Genomic DNA, 18,846 nt, shown 5'->3' with positions numbered 1-18,846 from the left:
GGAAGGCGCCGGCCGCAGGGGCCATCGCGTCAGCGGGCGCGACCGCCGGAAAGCCCGACCGCATGACACGCTTCACCGACAAGACCGTTCTCGTCACCGGCGCGGGCTCCGGCATCGGCGCCGCGACCGCCCATCGGTTCGCACGGGAGGGGGCCAATGTGGTCCTGAACGGGCGCACCCGCGAAAAGCTGGAGGCGGTGGCCCGGACGCTCGATCCGGAGCGGACCCTGGTTCACCCCGGCGATGTCTCGGATGGGGCCAGTGCCGAGGCGATGGTCGCGGCCACGCTCACGCGCTTCGGGCGGCTCGACGTGCTCGTCAACAATGCCGGCGTCGCACCGACCGGGCCCTTCCTCGAAGCGTCGGTGGAAGATTGGCGCAAGGTCATGGCCATCGACGTCGACGGCGTCTTCTTCTGCACGCGTGCCGCACTGCCGCACCTGCTGGAGACCGGGGGCAACATCGTCAACGTCTCGTCGGTGTCGGGCCTCGGCGGCGACTGGAACATGAGCTTCTACAACGCCGCCAAGGGCGCTGTGAGCAACCTCACCCGCTCGCTCGCCCTCGAACTCGGCGCCAGGGGCGTGCGCGTCAACGCGGTCAATCCGAGCCTGACCTTCACCGGCCTGACCGAGGGGATGAAGGACGACGCGGCCCTGATGGCGAGGTTCGCCGACCGGATCCCGATGGGGCGCGGCGCCGAGCCGGAGGAGGTCGCGGACGTGATCGCCTTCCTGGCGAGCCACGACGCCCGCTTCGTCACGGGGGTGAACCTGCCCGTCGACGGCGGCCTCATGGCCTCGAACGGACAGCCGAAGCAGGCGTGAGACCGGACAGGGAAACGGGCATGGACATTCAGGCCACCATCGCGGAGGCGATCATCGCCGAACTGCAGCGTCAGGCCGAGATCGGCGAGCCCGGGCCCACCGTGGACGCCAGCGAGCCGGGCTATCTGACCGTCAACGGCCGGATCGACCTCGACGCGCTCATCATGGTGATCGAGGGCGCGCTCGCCGGCGGACCCTGAAGGCCGGTTCACCACAACTCAGTCCGGCGCCCTGCGCCCAAGTCAGTCCGGCGCCCTGCGCCCAAACCAGTCCGGCGCGCCGCGCCCAAGTGACGAGAAAGTCCGCCGATGAAGGCCGAGATCCTGAGCCTGCGCACCATCCACGACGGCTGGACCCGCTTCTCCCTCGCCCGGGTTCGCCTGGCCGACGGCACCGAGGCCGAACGTGAGATCGAGGACCACGGCAATTCCGTCGGCGTGCTGCCCTACGACCCCGAGCGCCGGGTCGCGACCCTCGTGCGGGAACTGCGCGTGCCGGCCCTGTACGCGGCGGGCGAGCAGAGCCAGCTCGAAGCGCCGGCGGGGCTGATCGACGACGGCACGCCGGAGGAGAATGCCCGCCGAGAGGTGCTGGAGGAGGTTGGCCTTCGCCTGCGCGATCTGGAACCGGTGGGCGCGACCTATTCCTGCGGCGGCATCTCGACGGAGCGCATCCACCTGTTCCTGAGTGCCTATTCCAGCGCCGACCGCGTGAGTGGCGGGGGCGGCGCCGAAGGCGAGCACGAGAACATCAAGGTCGTCGAGCTGCCGCTGGCGGACCTCGCGGCCCGGGCCGACCGCGGCGAACTGACCGACCTCAAGACCCTGACGCTCGTCCTCGCCCTGCGGGTCCGCCGGCCGGACCTGTTCGAGCCGATCTCCGCCGGGCGCTAGACCGCGTCGCCGATCACGCCGGCCTCGTCCTGGGCCTGGAGCACGTCGGGGCGCGGCATCGAGATGATGTTGTAGCCGGAATCCACGAAGTGGATTTCGCCGGTGACGCCCCCGGAGAGGTCGGAGAGCAGGTACATCGCCGAGCCGCCGACCTCTTCCTGGGTCACCGTGCGGCGCAAGGGGGCGTGGGCCTTCTGGTGGTTGAACATCAGGCGCGCGTCGGCGATGCCGGCGCCCGCGAGCGTCCGCATCGGGCCGGCCGAGAGGGCGTTGACCCGGATGCGGTCCGGGCCGAGGTCGCCCGCCAGATAGCGCACGGACGCCTCGAGCGCGGCCTTGGCCACCCCCATGACGTTGTAGTTCGGCATGATCCGGGTGGAGCCGCCATAGGTCAGCGTCAGGAGCGAGCCGCCCCGCGGCATCCGCTTGGCCGCGCGCTGCGCGATCTCGGTGAACGAGAAGCAGGAGATCGTCATCGTGCGCGAGAAGTTTTCGCGGGTGGTGACGTCGACGTAGCGGCCCTTGAGCTGTCCCTTGTCGGAGAACCCGATGGCGTGGACGACGAAATCCAGGCCCTCGGGGAAGCGCGCGTCGAGGGCGGTGAACAGCGCGTCGACGCTGGCGACGTCCTCGACATCGCAGGGCAGTACGATGTCGGACCCGACGGAGGCGGCCAGCGGCGCCACCCGGCGCCCGAGGGCATCACCCTGATAGGTGAAGGCCAGTTCGGCGCCGTGCCGGTGCAGGACCTTGGCGATGCCCCAGGCGATGGAGTGATCGTTGGCGACGCCCATGATGAGGCCGCGCTTTCCCGCCATCAAACCCGTCATGCATTTCCCCCGGACGCGGAACCAGCACCCTCGCGGCCCGTCTCGATCGTTGGGACGAGGCTTAGCGCGCGGGTCGTGGCCCTGTCCAATCCAGGCGCCCGAGTCAGCGGCGGAGCCGGTTGCAAACGACAGAACCCCGCGTCGGCACTCGGGCCGACGCGGGGTTCTGGTCAGGCGTTGGAGAAAAAGGCCGGCGCGAGGCTAGAAGTAGCCGTCCGTGTCGCAGTTCGCGCGGTCGATGATGGCCTGCTTGATGTAGATGGCGGTGGTTCCCGCGATGGCGATTCCGCCGATAGTGCCGAGCGTGAACCAGAGCATGGCGGTTATGTCCTGCCGATCGTAGGCAGATTGAACGCCGAGCAGTGTCACCGGTTCCTTAATGCTTTCGGCCGGTGCGTTAACGCGCCGGCGTCAAGCCTCAAGCGTCGACGTTCTTCAGGACCAGTGTGGCATTGGTGCCGCCGAAGCCGAAGGAATTCGACAAGACGTGGCCGAGCTTGGCCCCGTCGCGGCGTTGGCGCAGGATGGGCATGTCGGCGAAGGCCGGGTCGATCTCGTCGATATGTGCGCTCTCGCAGATGAAGTCGTTGTTCATCATCAGCAGCGAGTAGATCGCCTCCTGCACGCCCGTGGCACCGAGCGAGTGGCCCGTGAGGGACTTCGTGGCGGCGATCGGCGGGCAGGCATCGCCGCTCCCGAACACCTCGCGAATGGCTTCGATCTCCTTGTCGTCGCCGACCGGCGTCGAGGTGGCGTGCGGGTTGATGTAGTCGATCTTCGCGCCCTTCAGGCCTTCGATCGCCTGCTTCATGCACCGCACGGCGCCCTCGCCGGAGGGAGCCACCATGTCGTGTCCGTCCGAGGTGGCGCCGTAGCCGGCGAGCTCGCCGTAGATGGTCGCGCCGCGCGCCTTGGCGTGCTCGTATTCCTCCAGCACCAGCACGCCGGCGCCGCCCGCGATCACGAACCCGTCGCGATTGGCGTCATAGGCCCGCGAGGCGCGGGCCGGTGTCTCGTTGTACTTCGAGGACATGGCGCCCATGGCGTCGAACAGGACCGAGAGCGTCCAGTCGAGGTCCTCGCAACCGCCCGCGAAGATGATGTCCTGGCGCCCGCCCTGGATGATCTCGGCGGCGTTGCCGATGCAGTGGTTCGAGGTCGCGCAGGCGGAGGAGATCGAGTAGTTCACCCCCTTGATCTTGAACCAGGTCGCCAGCGTCGCCGAGGCCGTCGACGACATGGCCTTGGGCACCGCGAACGGGCCGACGCGCTTCGGCCCCTTCTCGACCGCGATGGCGGCGGAATCCACGATCACCTTCGTGGACGGGCCGCCCGAACCCATGATGATGCCGGTGCGGTCGTTGGAGATGTCGCCGGGCTCCAGGCCGGCGGCGCGGATCGCCTGATCCATGGCGACATGGTTCCAGGCGGTGCCGCCGCCGTGAAAGCGCATGGCGCGCCGGTCGACCACGCCCTCGGGGTCGAGGCTGGGGCGGCCTTCGACCTGGCTGCGGAAACCGAGCTTCGCGTAGGAGTCCGAATGCGCGATGCCGGATTTGGCCTCGCGCAGGGAGGCCAGGACTTCCTCGGTGTTGTTGCCGATGGATGAGACGATGCCCATCCCGGTGATCACGACACGCCGCATGGACACGATGCTCTCCGCCGCTGGGGCTTGTTCTTCGCGGTGCTTGTTCCGACGACGGCACCTTCGTTTCATCTCAGGTAGGACGCGCGCGTCCCGATCTCAACCGCCCCGGGCTCAGCCGCCCGTGGTCTCGGCCTGCGCCTGGAACAGCGCGACGCGCAGATCCTTCGCCTCGTAGATGCGCCGGCCATCGGCCTCGAGCCAGCCATCGGCGATGCCGAGCACCAGCTTACCCAGGCGCACGCGCTTGATGTCGATGCCGTAGACGACCTTCGTCACCGTGGGCAGGACCTGGTCGGAGAACTTGACCTCGCCGACGCCGAGCGCCCGGCCGCGCCCCGGCGCACCGAGCCAGCCGAGATGGAAGCCGACGAGCTGCCAGAGGGCGTCGAGGCCGAGGCAGCCCGGCATCACCGGATCGTTCTTGAAGTGGCAGCCGAAGAACCAGAGGTCCGGGCGGATGTCGAACTCCGCCAGCACGTGACCCTTGCCGTGGGCGCCGCCCTCCGACCCGATGGAGACGATGCGGTCGAACATCAGCATCGGCGGCAGCGGGAGCTGCGCGTTTCCGGCGCCGAACAGTTCGCCCCGTCCGCAGGCGAGCAATTCCTCATAGGAATAGTGCGAGGCCCTGCCGGGCGCGACGGTCGACGGGGTGGTGCCCGACGGAGCGTTCGAATCGGAAGCGGAAGACATGATGAGCGGATCGGTCCTCGAAATGACGCCAGGGGCGGGCGAGCCCCCATACGATATGGCCGTTTGCCTCCGGAGATGACCGGCACGCACCGGTCCCGCCGAAGAACGCAGCGCGAAATCGGCGCCTCGTTAGCACAGGGCCTGTGCGCCTCAAAGCAGCACGGTCGAACCGCAACCCGTCGCAGCAAACAAGGATCCACGATCGCGAGGCCGAAGATTCCGACGCGGTGATCGGCGGTCCCGCCGGGCCGACCTGCGTCGGCCCGGCTGCATCGTCGACGCGGATGCCAGCCGTGCACGCGCGTCGGGTTGCGGCGGGGCGAGGGGTTCCGTATACCTAGGGTCTCAAGTTCCGTATTTGCGTGGGATGTTTATCAGCCCGATGTCGAACCTTCTGCCTCTGCAGGCCGTGTTGAACGCCCGGGCCACCGTTCCCGTCGGAGATGCGGCGGCCGGCCGGAGCGGCTGTCCTCTGTCGACGCTGCGTGATCGTCTGCGCCGGGCGGGCCTGCGCCCGACCCGTCAGCGCTTGTCCCTCGGCTGGCTGCTGTTCGGCCGCGGCGACCGTCACCTCACGGCGGAGATGCTCTACGACGAGGCCATGCGGGCCAAGGTGCCGGTCTCGCTGGCGACGGTCTACAACACCCTGCACCAGTTCACGGAAGCGGGCCTCCTGCGCCAACTCGCGCTCGATGGCTCGAAGGCCTATTTCGACACCAACCCGAGCGAGCACCACCACTTCTTCCTCGAAGACGAGGGACAGGTGCTCGACATGCCGGATTGCGGAATCACCGTCGACTCGTTGCCCGAGGCCCCCGAGGGCATGGAAATCGCCGGCGTCGAAGTCATCGTGCGCCTGCGCCGCCGGGGTCCGGTTGCCCGCAAGGCCTGACCGGAACGGCACCGGACGTGACATTCGAGGCCCGGGCAACCGGGCCTTTTTCTTTGGAAACGGGCGACGCCGACCGCGCAACGATACCGGCCCCGCCGGGTTGACGCTCGCGCCGCCTCGGCACCTCCCCCTGAATACCCGGATCGACATGGCACCCTCCCGCATCGTCTGCGTCCGCCACGGCGAATCGACCTTCAACGCCGCCCATCGCCTGACCGGACGCGACCCCGGCCATGTCGACGCCCGGCTGACCGAGCGCGGACTGGCCCAGGTCCGGTCGGCGCGGGCGGCGCTCCACGACATCCCCTTCGATCTCGTGGTGACCTCGCCGCTGACCCGGGCGATCCAGACCACCCAGGGCATCTTCGGCGATCATCCGAGCCGGCCGCGCATCCTGGTCGAGGTGCTGCACCGGGAATGCCAGGAGAGCAGCTGCGATGTGGGCCGGGCGGCCTCGATCCTCGCCGCCGAATTTCCCGATGTCGCCGTCGATCATCTCCCCGAGATCTGGTGGCACGCCGAGGGCGAGCCCGACGCCGGCGGCGTGCATATCGAGCCGCGCGCCCTGTTCGACGCCCGCGTCCGAGGCTTTCGCGACTGGCTCGCGGCCCGGCCCGAGCGCAGCATCGCGGTGGTCGGCCACGGGACGTTCTTCTTCCACCTCACCGGGACCTGGCTCGACAATTGTCAGACGGTGGCGTTCGATCCGACGGCCGTGCCCGCGCACGCCTGAGTTCGGCTCTCAGCGCGCCCGCGCGGCGTCGAGGCGAGCCCGTGCCACCTCGGCATCGATCATGGGAGATCCGCGTCCGAGTTCGAGGGCCTCGTCGAGGATCGACACGGCCGCCGCCCAGGTGCCGTCCACGAACGGAGCGGCTCCCTCCGCGACCTCGGCGGCACAGCGTGCATCGCTGAACGCCTTCATGGCGGCGGACGCCGTCCGCGCCACCGCCGAGGCACGCGCCCCTCGTGCCCAGGCGCGTCGGTGCGAGGCGGCATCCGCCATGGCTCCGCCCTGCCACGCCGCGGCCTTTGCCGCCGCCATCGCCTGAAAGGCGTCGTGCGCGCCATCGCAGCGGGCGGCGAGGGCGGACAGGCCGGCGCCGTCGAGGAGCGGGGGCAGGATGCGGCGAACGCTCGCCATCGCCAGGAAGGTCACGCGCCGGGCCTCGGTCTCCGGGTCGTCCGCCGAACCGGAGAGGCGCAGCACGAAGGCCATCAGCCGGGGGCGCTCGGCATCCGGCATGGCATCGTTGAGCCCGAGGGCGTAGGCGGCCAGGGGTTGGGAGAAACAGGGCGGGCAGTCGGCCGAGGCACGCACGGCCCGGTAGGGCAGGCCGGCGGCGACGATGGCGGCCTCGTTGATGCAGGTGCCGCCGTCGGGGCCGGGGAAATCATGCGACCCCGCCAGGAGGCGCCAGTTCAGGATATGCTCGAAGCCCGCCGCCATGCCCGCGCTCGTTCATTCGCCAGAGCTGCAGACTGGCACGGGCCCGGGCCCTTGGCGAGCCCGGCCGTCAGCCGGCCAAGTCAGCCGGCCGAGTCCGCTGGCCAAGTCAGCCTCCGAGGTCGGCCGCGAGGCCGGCCAGCATGGCGAGGCCGAGCACCAGCACGAAGGCGCCCGCGAGCAGTTCGAGGCCGCCGACCGCCAGGGCACCGCTGCGGCCGCGCCCGCCCGCGAGCCGCAGGGCTAGGGCCTTGGCGAAGACCGCGAGGCTGGCCAGCGCCCCCGTGGTCAGAGCGGTGCCGAGCGCCATGGCCAGGGTCGCGGCGATGCCGGCGGCCAGAAGCCCCTGCGAGGCGGAGAAGACCAGGATGAGCACGGCCCCGGCGCAGGGGCGCGTCCCGGCCGCGAGCACGACGCCCGCCCGCTCCCGCCAGGTCTCGAGGCGGGCCATGGCCGTGGCGTCGGTGAGATGGACATGGCCGCAATCGGGCGCGCAGGACGCGTCCGCCCGGCCCGCCAGGCGTCCGGCCTTGCGCCAGGTGACGCTGAGCCCGAGGAGCGCCACGAGCGCGAAGCTGACCGTCTCGATCAGGCTGCCGGCGCGGGTCATGCCCGAGGCGGTGGCGCCAAGGACCAGCGTGCCGATGCCGACCAGCGCAATGGCGACGAGGGCCTGGAGGAGAGCGGCGGCGAAGCTCAAGGAGAAGCCGCGCGTCAGGGCGCGCTCCCCGGCGACGATGTAGCCGGCGATCACCGCTTTGCCGTGGCCGGGCCCTGCGGCGTGGAAGACGCCGTAGGCGAAGCCGAGGAGCATCATCGGCCCCCAGGCGCCGTCCCGCTTCAGGCCCTGGACGGCGGCCTGGAGGCTGCGGGAGAAGCTCGATTGCAGGGCCAGGATCCAGCCGCCGAGGCCGGTCGCGGCGGGCGCGGCCTCGCGAAATCCGATGCCGAAGGGCGAGCGCGGCGCTGGCGCCAGATTCGGGCTCACCAACCAGGCGAGGCCCATGACGATCAGCGTCGCCAGCGCCACGGCGCCGAGCGCCAGCAAAGCCTGCCGGACGAAGCGTGGACGCGCCGGTGCGGCCTCCAGGGCCGTGCCTACGGACACGCGACGATGATCCGGTTGGCGAACTGGACGCCGTAATTCGAGGCCGAGGTCAGGGCCTCGAAGAAGGCCTCCGACATGCCCGGCTTGGCCTCGGCCGTCTTTCCGTCCGCCGTCTTGCCCTCGGCCGCGGGATCGGCCTTCGGGCGCGTCACCGTGGCGGCGCAGCCGCTGGGGGCGCCGGACAGGCGGGCGACGTCGGTCCCTTCCGCCAGCGCGAACGACACGAAGAAGGTGGGGTCGTAGACCTCGACGGCCGTGACCCCGCGCCCCTGCGCCACCGGATTCTTCAGGGGCAGGAGGAAGCTCAGGGTCAGCTTGTCGCCCTCCATCGCCATGCGGGGCTCGGTGGGGTCGGCGAAGGCCTGTTCCTTGCCGGCGACCTTCATCTTGGTGAAGTAGGCGAATTCGGCGAGATTCGCGGTGTTTTCGGCGGCAAGGCCCGCGAGCTCGTCCGGGGTCAGCTTGCCATCCTTGTTGGCGTCGAGCCCCTGGGTCACGAAGGCCGAGTAGGAGGCGTCGAAGGTCCAGGCATGGCGGATGCCCGTGACCCGGCCGCCCTCGCCGTAGGCGATCTCCGCCTTGGTGGTCACCCAGACGTGGGGATGGGCAAGGCTCGGCGTGGCGAGGCTCACGGCCGCGAGTGTCGTCCCGAGAATGGTGAGGAGGCGGAGCGGCGCGATCGGCATGGCACGGGACGCTCGCGGCTCAGGGTGAAGAAATCGTAAAGGCGCACCGGCCGCGCAGGCCCGCACCCATCGCCATCTTCCGTCCCAGTGGGGCGAAAGCGAGGCGCCCCGAACTCGCAGACGCAGGCCCTCAGTCGCGCCGGGTCAGCGCGGCGATCTGTGCCCGCTCGTCGGCGCTCAAGGCCTGCGGCGCCGGATCGGTACGGCGGCGCGACAGGCGCCAGAGTCCGAACAGTCCGAGGGCCACCACCGCGACGGGGGTGAGCCAGAGGAGCAGGGTGTGGAGCGCAAAGACCGGGCGCAGGAGCACGTACTCGCCGTAGCGCCCGACCACGTAGGATTGCACCTGCGCGTCGTCGTCGCCGGCCCTCAGGCGCTCGCGCACGATCAGCCGGAGGTCCCGGGCGAGCGGCGCATCGGAATCGTCGATGGACTGGTTCTGGCAGACGAGGCAGCGCAGGCCGGAGGAGATGTCCCGCGCCCGCGCCTCCATGGCCGGGTCCTTCAGGACCTCGTCCGGCTGCACGGCCCTGGCTCCGCCGCTTGCGGCGAGCAGCAGGGACAGCGCGAGCGCCCCGCGCCGGATGAAGGCGCGGCTCATTCGGCGGCGGCCATGTCGGAGGGCAGGGACTTGGGCCTCGCCCGCGCCGGGGCGCCGACGCGCATGCGCCGGTCGGTAAGCGAGACCGCGCCACCGAGCGCCATCACCACGGCGCCGAGCCAGATCAGCAGGACGAGGGGCTTGTAGTAGAGGCGAAGGCCGATGGCGCCCTCCGGCAGCACCTCGCCGAGGCTGGCATAGACCTGGCTCGCGCCGATGGTCAGGAGTCCGGATTCCGTCACCGTCATCTTGCGGCTCGGGTAGAAGCGCTTGCCCGTCTCCACGGTGCCCACGAAGTCGCCGCCCGCATTGCGGACGGTGAGGAAGGCGGTGGTCTCGGCGTAGTTCTCGCCCGCCCGGGGGCCGACCCGGTCGAGGGTCGCCACGTAGGGGCCGGAGGCGAGGGACTCGCCGGGCTTCAGGGTCTTCAACCCCTCCGTGGCCCAGCCCTGCGCGGCGATGCCGAGCACCACCACGCCGACACCCGCGTGGGCGAGCGCGGTGCCCCAGGCCGAGCGCGGCAGGCCCACGGTACGGCGCCAGATCGCGGCGGCACCCCGGGTGCGGCTGGCGCCGTAGCCGCGCGCCCGGGACACGATCTCCATCACCGAGCCGACGACGAGGTAGGCCCCGAGGCCGATGCCGACGGGGGCCATCATCGGTCCCCCCCAGGTCAGCGCCAGCACGGCGAGCCCGACCACGAGGGCCACGGCGAGCGCCGCGAACAGGCGCTGGGTCGCCGCATGCACGTCGCCGCGCTTCCAGGCCAGGGTCTGGCCGAACGGCACGATGAGGAGCAGCGGGATCGCGAGGGGAATGAAGGTGTAGTTGAAGAAGGGCGGCCCCACCGAGATCTTCTCGGCGGTGAGCATTTCCAGGAGCAGCGGATAGAGCGTGCCCACGAACACCGTAGCGCAAGCGGCGGCCAGGAACAGGTTGTTCATCACCAGCGCGCCCTCGCGGGAGATCGGCGCGAAGATGCCGCCCTGGCGCAGCATCGGAGCGCGCCAGGCGAACAGCGTGAACGAGCCGCCGATGAACAGGATCAGGATCGCCAGGATGAAGACGCCGCGCGTCGGGTCGGTGGCGAAGGTGTGGACCGAGGTCAGCACGCCCGAGCGCACGATGAAGGTGCCGAGCAGCGAGAGCGAGAAGGTCAGGATGGCGAGCAGCACCGTCCAGACTTTCAGCGCATCGCGCTTCTCCATGACGACGGTGGAGTGCAGCAGCGCGGTGCCGGCGAGCCAGGGCATCAGCGAGGCGTTCTCGACCGGGTCCCTGAACCACCAGCCGCCCCAACCGAGCTCGTAATAGGCCCAGTACGAGCCCAACGCGATGCCGAGCGTCAGGAAGCTCCAGGCGGTCAGGGTCCAGGGCCGCACGGCCCGGGCCCAGACGGCGTCGATGCGCCCGTCGATCAGCGCCGCGATGGCGAAGGCGAAGGTGATCGAGAAGCCGACATAGCCGATGTAGAGCAGGGGGGGATGCACCGCGAGGCCGAAATCCTGCAGCAGCGGGTTGAGGTCGTTGCCCTCGGCCGGCGCCGGATTGACCCGCGTGAACGGGTTCGAGGTCGTGATGATGAACAGCACGAACACGAAGGTGATCAGGCCCTGCACCGCCAGCGTGTTCGCCCGCAGCGTCGGGGGCACGGAGTCGCGCGCCACAGCCACGAGTGCCCCGAACAAAGCGAGGATCAGGACCCAGAGCAGCATCGAGCCCTCGTGGTTCCCCCATACGCCCGAGAGCTTGTAGATGAAGGGCTTCGTCGTGTGCGAGTTCTCGATGACGTTGAGAACCGAGAAGTCCGACGTGGCGTGGGCGTAGGTCAGCGCGCCGAAGCTGAACAGGATGCAGGCGAAGGCACCGAGCGCGGCCGGCGTCGCCACCGCCCGCAGGGCGCCGTCTCCCGAGCGCGCGGCCCAGACCGGCATCACCGCCTGGACCAGGGACAGGGCGAGCGCCAGCGCCAGCGCGAAATGGCCGACCTCGATCAGCAAGGTGGGATGTCCTTCCGGGTAAGGGTCTGCCGATGGAGCCCGCGCATCATCGCTCGCTGCGCTGGCCGAGGGTCTTGTCGGCAGCCGGCGCGGGCTGCGCCTCGGACGCCTTCGATTCCGACGCTTGGCTCGCGGGCGCGACCGTCATGCCCTTGCCCTCCTGCCAGCGCCCCTGCGCCTTGAGCGCGTCGGCGACCTCGCGCGGCATGTAGGATTCGTCGTGCTTGGCCAGCACAGTGTCGGCTCGGAACACGCCGCCGGGCTGCAGGGTACCCTCCGCCACCACGCCCTGGCCCTCGCGGAACAGGTCGGGCAGGAGGCCGCGATACTGGACCTGCACGGTGGCGTTGGTGTCGGTCACCGAGAAGTCGACGGTCTGGTCCGGCCCGCGCTGCAGCGAGCCGTCCTTGACGAGGCCGCCGAGGCGGAAGCGCGTGCCCGGCGTCACGACCTGCGAGGCCACCTCGGTGGGCGAGCGAAAGAACACGATCGACCCGCTCATCGCCGACAGGATCAGGCCGAGCGCCAGGGCCAGCACGGCACCGCAGGCAGCGATCAGGGCGAGGCGGCGGCTCTTGCGGGTCACAGGCGGCTCTTGCGGGTCACGGGAAGCTCTCGCGGGTCAGAGGTGTCGGTTCCGTTTCGGTGGGCTCGCGTGGTGCGTCGGGCGCCTGCGAACATGATCCAGGATAAGACTTTGGGTTGCTCCCGGTGTCGGCCGGCCGGCTGGCGCGGTCAAGGGCCGGAGCCGGGACCGATTGTCAGAGGGGGCGGAGCCGGCCGGGCTCGGGCGGCGTCCCTAGGGCCTGGCCGCCTGCCCCGGGGAGCGAGGCGGCGCCGGGCGAAGCCCGAGTTCGCGCGACAATTCGTCGAGGCGCTCGATCGCACCCGGATCGGGGCTCAGGGCCATGCGGGCTCGATCCAGGGCCTGGACCGCACGCTCGCGCTCGCCGAGCACGCTGTAGGACCGCACGAGGCGCAGCCAGTCGTCGACGCTGCCGCCCTTGGCCGCGAGACGGCGGTCGAGGCCAGCCACCATGCTGCGGATGGCGGCGTCGCGCTCGGCCACCGGCATCGCCTTGACCGCCGCAACGGCGGCCTCGGTGCCGGCGCGCCCCGCATCGTCGGAAGGTGCGGGCGCGATAGGCGCCGGAGCGGCGGTGAGGCCGGCCTCCTGCGCCATCGCGTCGAGACGCTCCCTGGCCTCGGGATCGTCCGCGAGCGCCTTGCGCGCCCGCTCCAGGGCGGCGCTGGCCTTGTCGCGCTCCTTGAGCACCCCGTAGGAGCGCACCAGCCGGAGCCAGTCGTCGAGGCTGCCGCCCCGGTCGACGAGCCGCTTGTCGAGGCTGTCGACCATGGCGCGGATGGCGCCGTCACGGCTGGCCGGTGGAAGGGCCTGGAGCGCGGCGGCCGCGCCGGAATCGGGGGCCTGGCCTGGGGCCTCCCCCCTCAGGCGCGTCAGGTTCTCGGTGACGAGGGGAAGCCAGGGTGCATCGGCGGGTGCCGCGTCCGCCATGGCCTGGAGGCGCCGGATCGCCCCGGGGATGTCGCCGTCGAGTTCGGCCGCCCGCGCCAGGTAGAATTGCGGCTTGGCGACTTGGCCGTCGAGGTCGATCGCGCGCTGGAAGATGGTCTTGGCCTGAGGTGGAATGGCGCCGTTGGCGCCAGCCACCAGGGCTTCGCCCCAATCGGACAGGCGCAGTGGCGTCTCGCCGAGCAGCCGGGTCGCGGCCTCGTAGGCGTGCGCCGCGTCGTCGAAGCGCCCCATCCGCATGTAGACGGGGGCCAGCACCGACCAGCCGCGCCCGTCCGTGGGCTCGGCGGCGAGCCGGGCCTCGATCTGGGCGATGGCCTTGAGGAGATCCTGGTCGGCGTTCTGCACGGATTGGCGCTCGGCCGCGCCCTGGGCCGGCATGTGCGGCGAGCCGTAGATCCCGTAGGCGATCAGCGCCACGAGGGGGATGGTGGAGAGGGCGAAGGCGGAGGCCGCGCGGCGCTGGCGCAGGGCCGGCTCGGCCATGCCGGGAACGACGGGGACGCCGGCCCGGTTGGCCCGCAACAGGCGGCGCGCCGCTTCCGTACGGGCGGCCTCGGCCTCGGGGGCGGCGATCAGGCCGCGCGCCTCGTCGCGTGCGATCTCGCGCAGCTGATCCTCGTAGAAGCCCGTCTCGGTGGCGAGTCCGCCGGTCTCCGGCGTGACGGCCGGATGCGGACGGCGCGACATCGGCCAGAGCAGGGCGAGCACCGCCGCGCCGGTCATGAACGCCAGAATGAACCAGAGTGCCGTCATCACGCCCCAGATGCTGCCCCGCCCGCATGTAGACGCGGCTCTCCGCCGGCACGATGCGGACCTCGGGCGACACGGTGTCACGCGCGGCTGTCGGTGAGCGGGTTGCAACCTTAGCGGATACGTCCGGCGGATCAATCGGACGCCCTGGCTCGGCCTCAGTGCGGGGTGACGCCCGCCGGCGCGTCGCCCGGCACTTCGATCACCGCCCGCAGGCCCCCGAGGGTCGCCTCCTCCAGGCGGAAGCGCCCGCGATAGAGGGCGGCGAGATCGGCCACGATGGAGAGGCCGAGCCCGGATCCCGGCTTGGTCTCGTCGAGGCGGCGGCCGCGCCCGAGCACCGCCGCCCGGTCCTCGGGGGCGAGGCCCGGCCCGTCATCCTCGATGGCCACGAGAAGGTGGGGATAATCGTCCTTGCCCACGGCCTCGGCCCGGATCGCCACGCGGCCCTGGGCCCATTTCGAGGCGTTGTCGACGAGGTTGCCGATCATCTCCTCGAAATCCTGACGCTCGCCCCGGAAGCGCAGGCCCGCCGGCACGTGGACCTCGTAGGCGATGTCCTTGTCGCGGTAGATCTTGCCGAAGGTGCGCACCAGGCCGGCGAGCGCCGGCTCGACCTCCGTCGAGGTGCCGAGCGTGCCGGCGAGCGCGGCGGCGCGGGCGCGGTCGAGGTGATAGTTCACCTGGTCGCGCATCACCGCGGCCTGCTCGCGGATCTTGGCCGCGACTTCCCCCGGCGCGTCGGCGGCACCCACCTCGTTGACGATGATCGAGAGCGGGGTCTTGAGGGCATGCGCGAGGTTGCCGACCTGGGTGCGCGCCCGCTCCAGGATCTCGCGATTGGTCTCGATGAGCAGGTTCACCTCCCCCGCCAGGGGCGCGATGTCACGCGGATACTCGCCGGTGATCCGGTCGGATTCGCCCCGCCGGATGGCGCCGAGCGCCGTGCGCAGCTTGGCGAGCGGCGCCAGACCGAAGCGGATCTGCAGCAGCGTGGTGAGTGCCAGCGACAGGCCCAGCAGGCCGAAGGTGACCATCAGCGAGAACCGGAAGCGGTCGACGTCGTTCTCGATCTCGTCGGCGGGCCCGGCCACCCGAACGGTGTAGCGGCCCTCCTCGCCGAGATCGACGTCCCGCTCGATGATGCGCAGGCGGCGCTCGTCCTGCGCCCGGCCGTAGCCCTGGCGGATCTGGCCGACGCCGGCCTTGGTGTCGGGGGTGCCCGCCGCCTTCAGGGGCACGCCGACCAGCGAGCGCGAGGTGCGCAGGTCGCGGGGCTTCGCGTCCGCCCGCCCGATCTGCCAGTACCAGCCGGAGAGCGGCAGGTCGAAGCGCGGGTCGCTCAGGGTGAAGGAGCGGCTCTCGGGATCGTTGGGCGAGACGAGGTCGGTGGCGAGGTTGTTGGCATAAACGAGGAGCCGGCTGTCGAAGGCGCGCTCGGTGTTCTCGCGGTACAGGGTGGTGAGGATCCAGGCGGCGATGAGCAGGATCGCGGAACTCGCCAGCAGCGCCGAGGTGGCGAGGCGCACGGCGATGGAGCGCCGACGCATCGGGAGCCAGTTGGGAAAGGCGATCATGCGGGTCTCGTCGTCATGCGTGATCCGCGTCTCGTTATGCGCCCGATACGGCGACGGATTGGTGTAGACGCGGCGACAGCCTTATGTACATGCGTGGGATGAAAGGATCGACCATGGCGCTTCACATCCGTGACCCGGAGACCGACCGCCTCGTGCGCGCGCTCGCGGAACAGAAAGGCATCGCCCTCACGGACGCGATCAAGCTGGCTGTCGGAAACGAATTGCGCCGCGAGACCGAAAAGCCCAGCTTGCGCGACCGGATTCGGCCGATCCAGGAACGCATCGCCTCCTACCCACCCACCGGGCTCGAAGCCGACAAAGCCTTCTACGACGAACTCAGCGGTGATGCCTGATGTTTGTCGACGCGTCGGCCCTCGTGGCGATCCTGACATCGGAGACCGGCAGCGACGAACTCCTCGATCGCCTGGAACTCGCCTCCGACCGATGCACGTCCGCTATTGCCGTCTATGAAACGGTGCTGGCGTTGTGCCGGAAGCGGCAGAGCCATGTCGACATCGTGCAGGCGGACCTGTCCGCCTTCCTGAAGGCCGCCGACATCCACCTTGTGGCGATTCCACCGGAGGCGGGCGTGCGGGCGATCGAAGCCTTCGCTCGCTACGGCAAGGGAACAGGTCATCCGGCCCAACTCAACATGGGTGATTGCTTCGCCTATGCGATGGCGACGATCCAGGCCGCTCCCCTGCTCTTCAAGGGAAACGACTTTTCGCAGACCGACCTCGCCGGAACGCGCTGACATCACACCCGCGGCGGCGGCTGGGTCGGGTCCACGAGGTAGCCGAGGCCCCGCACGGTCTGGATCAGGTCCACCGCGAGCTTCTTGCGCAGGCGGCCGACGAAGACCTCAATGGTGTTCGAGTCGCGGTCGAAATCCTGGTCGTAGAGGTGCTCGGTGAGTTCGGCCCGCGAGACCACGCGGCCGGTGTGGTGCATCAGGTAGGACAGCAGGCGGTACTCGTGGCTCGTCAGCTTGACGGGGTTTCCGTCCACGAAGACGCGGCCCGAGCGGGTGTCTAGCACCACCGGCCCGCAGGCGATCTGGCTGGTGGCGTGGCCGGCCGCGCGCCGCAGGAGGGCGCGCACGCGGGCCATCAGCTCCTCCATGTGGAACGGCTTGGTGACGTAGTCGTCGGCGCCGGCGTCGAAGCCGTCGACCTTGTCCGACCAGCGGTCCCGCGCGGTGAGGATGATGACGGGCGTCTTGATGCCGGCCCGGCGCCATTTCTGGAGCACGCTGACGCCGTCGGTCTTGGGCAGGCCCATGTCGAGGATGATCGCGTCGTAGGGCTCGTTCTCGCCGAGATAGCCGCCCTCCTCGCCGTCGAAGGCCTTGTCGGCCACGTAGCCGGCCTCCTCGAGGGCGTTCACCACCTGCCGGTTGATGTCCCGGTCGTCCTCCACCACGAGCAAGCGCACGGTCCCGAACTCCTACGATACTGGCCTGGAACACGTCCTGCCCGAGTGCCGCACGTTAGACGGCTCCCGCCTTACGCGAAACACGCTTGCCGACCTCACGGACCGGTCACCTGCCCGGTGGTGGCATCGACCATGACGTGGACGAACTGCCCGTCCCGGCGCAGGGCGGTCAGGAAATAGACCAGCGTCTCGTCGTTCCGGCAGAGGCGCGCCCGCTGGATCTCCGCCCGCGGGATGACCTGTCGCGCGGCGCGGATCGCCGCCACGGGGGCGATCACCCGCTTGTCGGCCACCGCCTCGCGCAGGTCCGCCGCGCTGAGGCAGGTCTCGCTGCGGGGCATGGCGGTCAGCGGCACCGCGACGGTGCCGGTCCCGGGGGTCTCCTCCGCGAGCGTGTCGATCGAACCCGTCGCGAACCCCGCGACGGTCAGTCCGATCAACAACAGGGCGAGGAGGATACGCATGGACCGGAGATCTAGGCTCGGGGCACTGAATGCGCCCTGAATGCGGAGCCAAGCACAACCTCGGCCATTCGGTTCCCGACCCGGCCGCGCGGGCAGGGTCGGGCTGCGCGGGCGTCGGGACGGCGGGGTCAGCCGAGGCCGCCGTCCGGCGTGGTCAGGCGGGCCAGGGTCGCCTCCAGCATCGTGCCGATCGGAACCTGATCGTCGATGTGATCGAGGGCGGCTTTACGCAGGGCCTGCGTCGAGCGCTCGAAGCGCCCGCGGGCGACCCGCAGGCGTAGGGCCGCGCTGCGGCGGCGATCCGGGTGCCGGGTGAGCAGGCGGCGGATGCGGTTCATGGCGTCGTCCTCAGGGGCGGGGCCGGGGCTCGGCGAGCCGGCGCAGGATCTCGTCGAATTTCTCGCGCGCGCGCTCGTCGTTGCGCTCGATGCCGCGCGCGATCTCGGCCGCGAGCCGCGACAGGTCCTCGAGCACGCGGGTCCGGCTCTCGAGGGCCGCCGCCACGGCGGCGTTGGTCTGCGAGGCGCGTTCGAGCGCCGTGGCGGTCGCCCCCGTATCGCCGAGGCGCGCCTCCTGCGCGCGAAGCGATTCTCGGTGCAGGTGGAGGCAGGCGAGCCCGAGCAGGACGGCGACGATCCAGCCGGCGCCTTCCTGGGAGACGAGGAGACGCGCGGCTTCGAGGGCGATCTTTTCCAAGGTCCGATCTCCTCAAAAGGGGTCCGATCTCCTCAAAAGGCGCGATCCCCATCGCGACGCCGCGCCGTCAGGGCGCGGACCGCGACCGGGACGCCCGCGTCGCCCGCAAGGCCGGGGCGAGGGTGTTGGCCTCCGTCGCCGCCTCTTCGAGGGGCAGGCTGCGGAAGACCTTCTCGCCGAGCCCGTCGATTCCGCCGGCCGCGCGCACGAGCCAGCCGGGCGCCTGGTCGAGGGCGTGCTGCACCGCGCCCGCGATCACCGCCGAGCCCACCGGCACCGTCAGGGTCCGCCCGCGCACCGCGCCCGCCACGGCGTTGATCGCGTAATCGCCGACGTTGCGCACGAGGCGCTCGACCAGGGTGGTGGTGACGAGCACCCGCAGCGGCCCGGCCAGGCGCGCCAGGGCCGCCAGCGCGGCGGTCGCGGCCAGGGGCACCAGCACGGAGCCCAGGCCCTGGACGGCGCTGGCGAGGACGTCGCCCCAGGGCAGGGCGACGGCCGCGCCCTGTGCGGCGCACGGGCTGGCGAGGGCCACCAGCATCGCGACGCCGAGGGCGAGCGGGCGGGAACGGCGCAGGGACAGGATGTTCATGGGACGCTCCGGGAGCATGAGGGTCGGGGAGGGGAGGGAAGGGGAGTGTCGGGAAGGGAAAGGGGATCGCGGCGGGATCAGGCGTCCCGGCCCGTGCGGCTTCGCAGGGCGGACCACAGGCGTGCCCAGGCGCCCGGCTTCCCCGGGGCGGGCTCCGCCGGCGGGGCGCCG

Annotated in this window: 22 protein-coding genes and 1 pseudogene; 7 read left to right on the top strand and 16 right to left on the bottom strand. The window is 70.8% G+C overall.

From position 1 onward, the window contains the following. Positions 1–62: 62 nt before the first annotated feature. The 3 genes from JWQ05_RS01360 to JWQ05_RS01350 all read left to right on the top strand — a co-directional run bounded on the left by JWQ05_RS01360 (position 63) and on the right by JWQ05_RS01350 (position 1,720). Positions 63–827 (top strand): SDR family NAD(P)-dependent oxidoreductase, encoded by a 765-nt coding sequence (locus JWQ05_RS01360; protein ID WP_299653285.1) that lies wholly within the window; start codon positions 63–65, stop codon positions 825–827. A 20-nt stretch (positions 828–847) separates the two neighbouring features. Then, complete coding sequence (locus JWQ05_RS01355; RefSeq protein WP_299653283.1) at positions 848–1,027, top strand: hypothetical protein; 180 nt, start codon at positions 848–850, stop codon at positions 1,025–1,027. A gap of 108 nt (positions 1,028–1,135) precedes the next feature. Beyond that, positions 1,136–1,720, top strand: a complete 585-nt coding sequence (locus tag JWQ05_RS01350; RefSeq protein ID WP_299653280.1) for an NUDIX hydrolase — start codon at positions 1,136–1,138, stop codon at positions 1,718–1,720. Here JWQ05_RS01350 and fabI read toward each other — a convergent pair. The 3 genes from fabI to fabA all read right to left on the bottom strand — a co-directional run bounded on the left by fabI (position 1,717) and on the right by fabA (position 4,891). Further along, a complete protein-coding gene (fabI, locus tag JWQ05_RS01345) occupies positions 1,717–2,550 on the bottom strand; it encodes an enoyl-ACP reductase FabI (RefSeq protein WP_299653278.1) in 834 nt (277 codons plus the stop codon). The two genes, JWQ05_RS01350 and fabI, sit on opposite strands and share 4 nt — an antisense overlap. Before the next feature lie 418 nt (positions 2,551–2,968). Next, positions 2,969–4,195, bottom strand: a complete 1,227-nt coding sequence (gene fabB / locus JWQ05_RS01340) for a beta-ketoacyl-ACP synthase I (RefSeq protein WP_299653275.1) — start codon at positions 4,193–4,195, stop codon at positions 2,969–2,971. A 114-nt stretch (positions 4,196–4,309) separates the two neighbouring features. Further along, positions 4,310–4,891, bottom strand: coding sequence for a 3-hydroxyacyl-[acyl-carrier-protein] dehydratase FabA (fabA, locus tag JWQ05_RS01335; RefSeq protein ID WP_299653272.1), 582 nt, complete (start codon positions 4,889–4,891; stop codon positions 4,310–4,312). Between the two features lie 382 nt (positions 4,892–5,273). Between fabA and irr the strand changes: the two genes are divergently transcribed. After that, the gene (irr, locus tag JWQ05_RS01330) at positions 5,274–5,783 is read left to right on the top strand and encodes a Fur family transcriptional regulator Irr (RefSeq protein ID WP_299653269.1); all 510 of its coding nucleotides are present in this window, start codon (positions 5,274–5,276) and stop codon (positions 5,781–5,783) included. Positions 5,784–5,931: 148 nt separating this feature from the next. Continuing rightward, positions 5,932–6,516 carry a histidine phosphatase family protein gene (locus JWQ05_RS01325; RefSeq protein ID WP_299653266.1) on the top strand — a complete coding sequence of 195 codons (585 nt, stop codon included), beginning with the start codon at positions 5,932–5,934 and terminating at the stop codon, positions 6,514–6,516. Between the two features lie 9 nt (positions 6,517–6,525). Here the strand turns inward: JWQ05_RS01325 and JWQ05_RS01320 are convergent, their stop codons facing one another. The 8 genes and pseudogenes from JWQ05_RS01320 to JWQ05_RS01285 all read right to left on the bottom strand — a co-directional run bounded on the left by JWQ05_RS01320 (position 6,526) and on the right by JWQ05_RS01285 (position 15,489). Further along, positions 6,526–7,233, bottom strand: a complete 708-nt coding sequence (locus tag JWQ05_RS01320) for a hypothetical protein (protein ID WP_299653263.1) — start codon at positions 7,231–7,233, stop codon at positions 6,526–6,528. A 106-nt stretch (positions 7,234–7,339) separates the two neighbouring features. After that, the gene (locus JWQ05_RS01315) at positions 7,340–8,320 is read right to left on the bottom strand and encodes a nickel transporter (protein ID WP_366944538.1); all 981 of its coding nucleotides are present in this window, start codon (positions 8,318–8,320) and stop codon (positions 7,340–7,342) included. A gap of 8 nt (positions 8,321–8,328) precedes the next feature. Then, positions 8,329–9,024 (bottom strand): DUF1007 family protein, encoded by a 696-nt coding sequence (locus JWQ05_RS01310; RefSeq protein WP_299653257.1) that lies wholly within the window; start codon positions 9,022–9,024, stop codon positions 8,329–8,331. A gap of 130 nt (positions 9,025–9,154) precedes the next feature. Next, positions 9,155–9,625, bottom strand: a complete 471-nt coding sequence (locus tag JWQ05_RS01305) for a cytochrome c-type biogenesis protein (protein ID WP_299653255.1) — start codon at positions 9,623–9,625, stop codon at positions 9,155–9,157. After that, positions 9,622–11,625 carry a heme lyase CcmF/NrfE family subunit gene (locus JWQ05_RS01300; protein WP_299653252.1) on the bottom strand — a complete coding sequence of 668 codons (2,004 nt, stop codon included), beginning with the start codon at positions 11,623–11,625 and terminating at the stop codon, positions 9,622–9,624. Before JWQ05_RS01300 ends, JWQ05_RS01305 begins: the two co-directional genes overlap by 4 nt. A 154-nt stretch (positions 11,626–11,779) precedes the next feature. Next, a pseudogene (gene ccmE, locus JWQ05_RS01295) lies at positions 11,780–12,211 on the bottom strand (cytochrome c maturation protein CcmE); the annotation flags it as partial. A 213-nt stretch (positions 12,212–12,424) separates the two neighbouring features. Further along, positions 12,425–13,915 (bottom strand): c-type cytochrome biogenesis protein CcmI, encoded by a 1,491-nt coding sequence (gene ccmI, locus JWQ05_RS01290; protein WP_299653246.1) that lies wholly within the window; start codon positions 13,913–13,915, stop codon positions 12,425–12,427. Positions 13,916–14,070: 155 nt separating this feature from the next. Next, entirely contained in the window at positions 14,071–15,489 is a 1,419-nt protein-coding gene (locus JWQ05_RS01285) for a sensor histidine kinase (RefSeq protein ID WP_299653243.1), read from the bottom strand. A gap of 113 nt (positions 15,490–15,602) precedes the next feature. Here JWQ05_RS01285 and JWQ05_RS01280 point away from each other — a divergent pair, with 113 nt between their 5' ends. Next, the gene (locus JWQ05_RS01280) at positions 15,603–15,842 is read left to right on the top strand and encodes a type II toxin-antitoxin system VapB family antitoxin (protein ID WP_299653240.1); all 240 of its coding nucleotides are present in this window, start codon (positions 15,603–15,605) and stop codon (positions 15,840–15,842) included. Further along, positions 15,842–16,243 carry a type II toxin-antitoxin system VapC family toxin gene (locus tag JWQ05_RS01275; protein WP_299653237.1) on the top strand — a complete coding sequence of 134 codons (402 nt, stop codon included), beginning with the start codon at positions 15,842–15,844 and terminating at the stop codon, positions 16,241–16,243. The genes JWQ05_RS01280 and JWQ05_RS01275 overlap by 1 nt, the downstream gene beginning before the upstream one ends. A gap of 2 nt (positions 16,244–16,245) precedes the next feature. On the opposite strand, the gene JWQ05_RS01270 is transcribed toward JWQ05_RS01275, so the two are convergent. From JWQ05_RS01270 to JWQ05_RS01250, 5 genes are all read right to left on the bottom strand, one after another. Beyond that, the gene (locus JWQ05_RS01270) at positions 16,246–16,923 is read right to left on the bottom strand and encodes a response regulator transcription factor (protein WP_299653234.1); all 678 of its coding nucleotides are present in this window, start codon (positions 16,921–16,923) and stop codon (positions 16,246–16,248) included. Positions 16,924–17,018: 95 nt separating this feature from the next. Beyond that, on the bottom strand, positions 17,019–17,387 hold the full coding sequence (locus tag JWQ05_RS01265) for a hypothetical protein (protein WP_299653231.1): 369 nt from the start codon (positions 17,385–17,387) through the stop codon (positions 17,019–17,021). 128 nt (positions 17,388–17,515) lie between these two features. Beyond that, positions 17,516–17,725, bottom strand: coding sequence for a hypothetical protein (locus JWQ05_RS01260; protein WP_299653228.1), 210 nt, complete (start codon positions 17,723–17,725; stop codon positions 17,516–17,518). Positions 17,726–17,735: 10 nt separating this feature from the next. Next, positions 17,736–18,083 carry a hypothetical protein gene (locus JWQ05_RS01255; RefSeq protein WP_299653225.1) on the bottom strand — a complete coding sequence of 116 codons (348 nt, stop codon included), beginning with the start codon at positions 18,081–18,083 and terminating at the stop codon, positions 17,736–17,738. Between the two features lie 67 nt (positions 18,084–18,150). After that, positions 18,151–18,675: a hypothetical protein gene (locus tag JWQ05_RS01250; RefSeq protein ID WP_299653222.1), complete on the bottom strand. Its 525-nt coding sequence runs from the start codon at positions 18,673–18,675 to the stop codon at positions 18,151–18,153. Positions 18,676–18,846: the final 171 nt, after the last annotated feature.

This window comes from Methylobacterium sp. (assembly GCF_028290105.1).
GTDB lineage: Bacteria > Pseudomonadota > Alphaproteobacteria > Rhizobiales > Beijerinckiaceae > Methylobacterium.
This window is presented reverse-complemented; position numbering and strand designations above follow the sequence as displayed.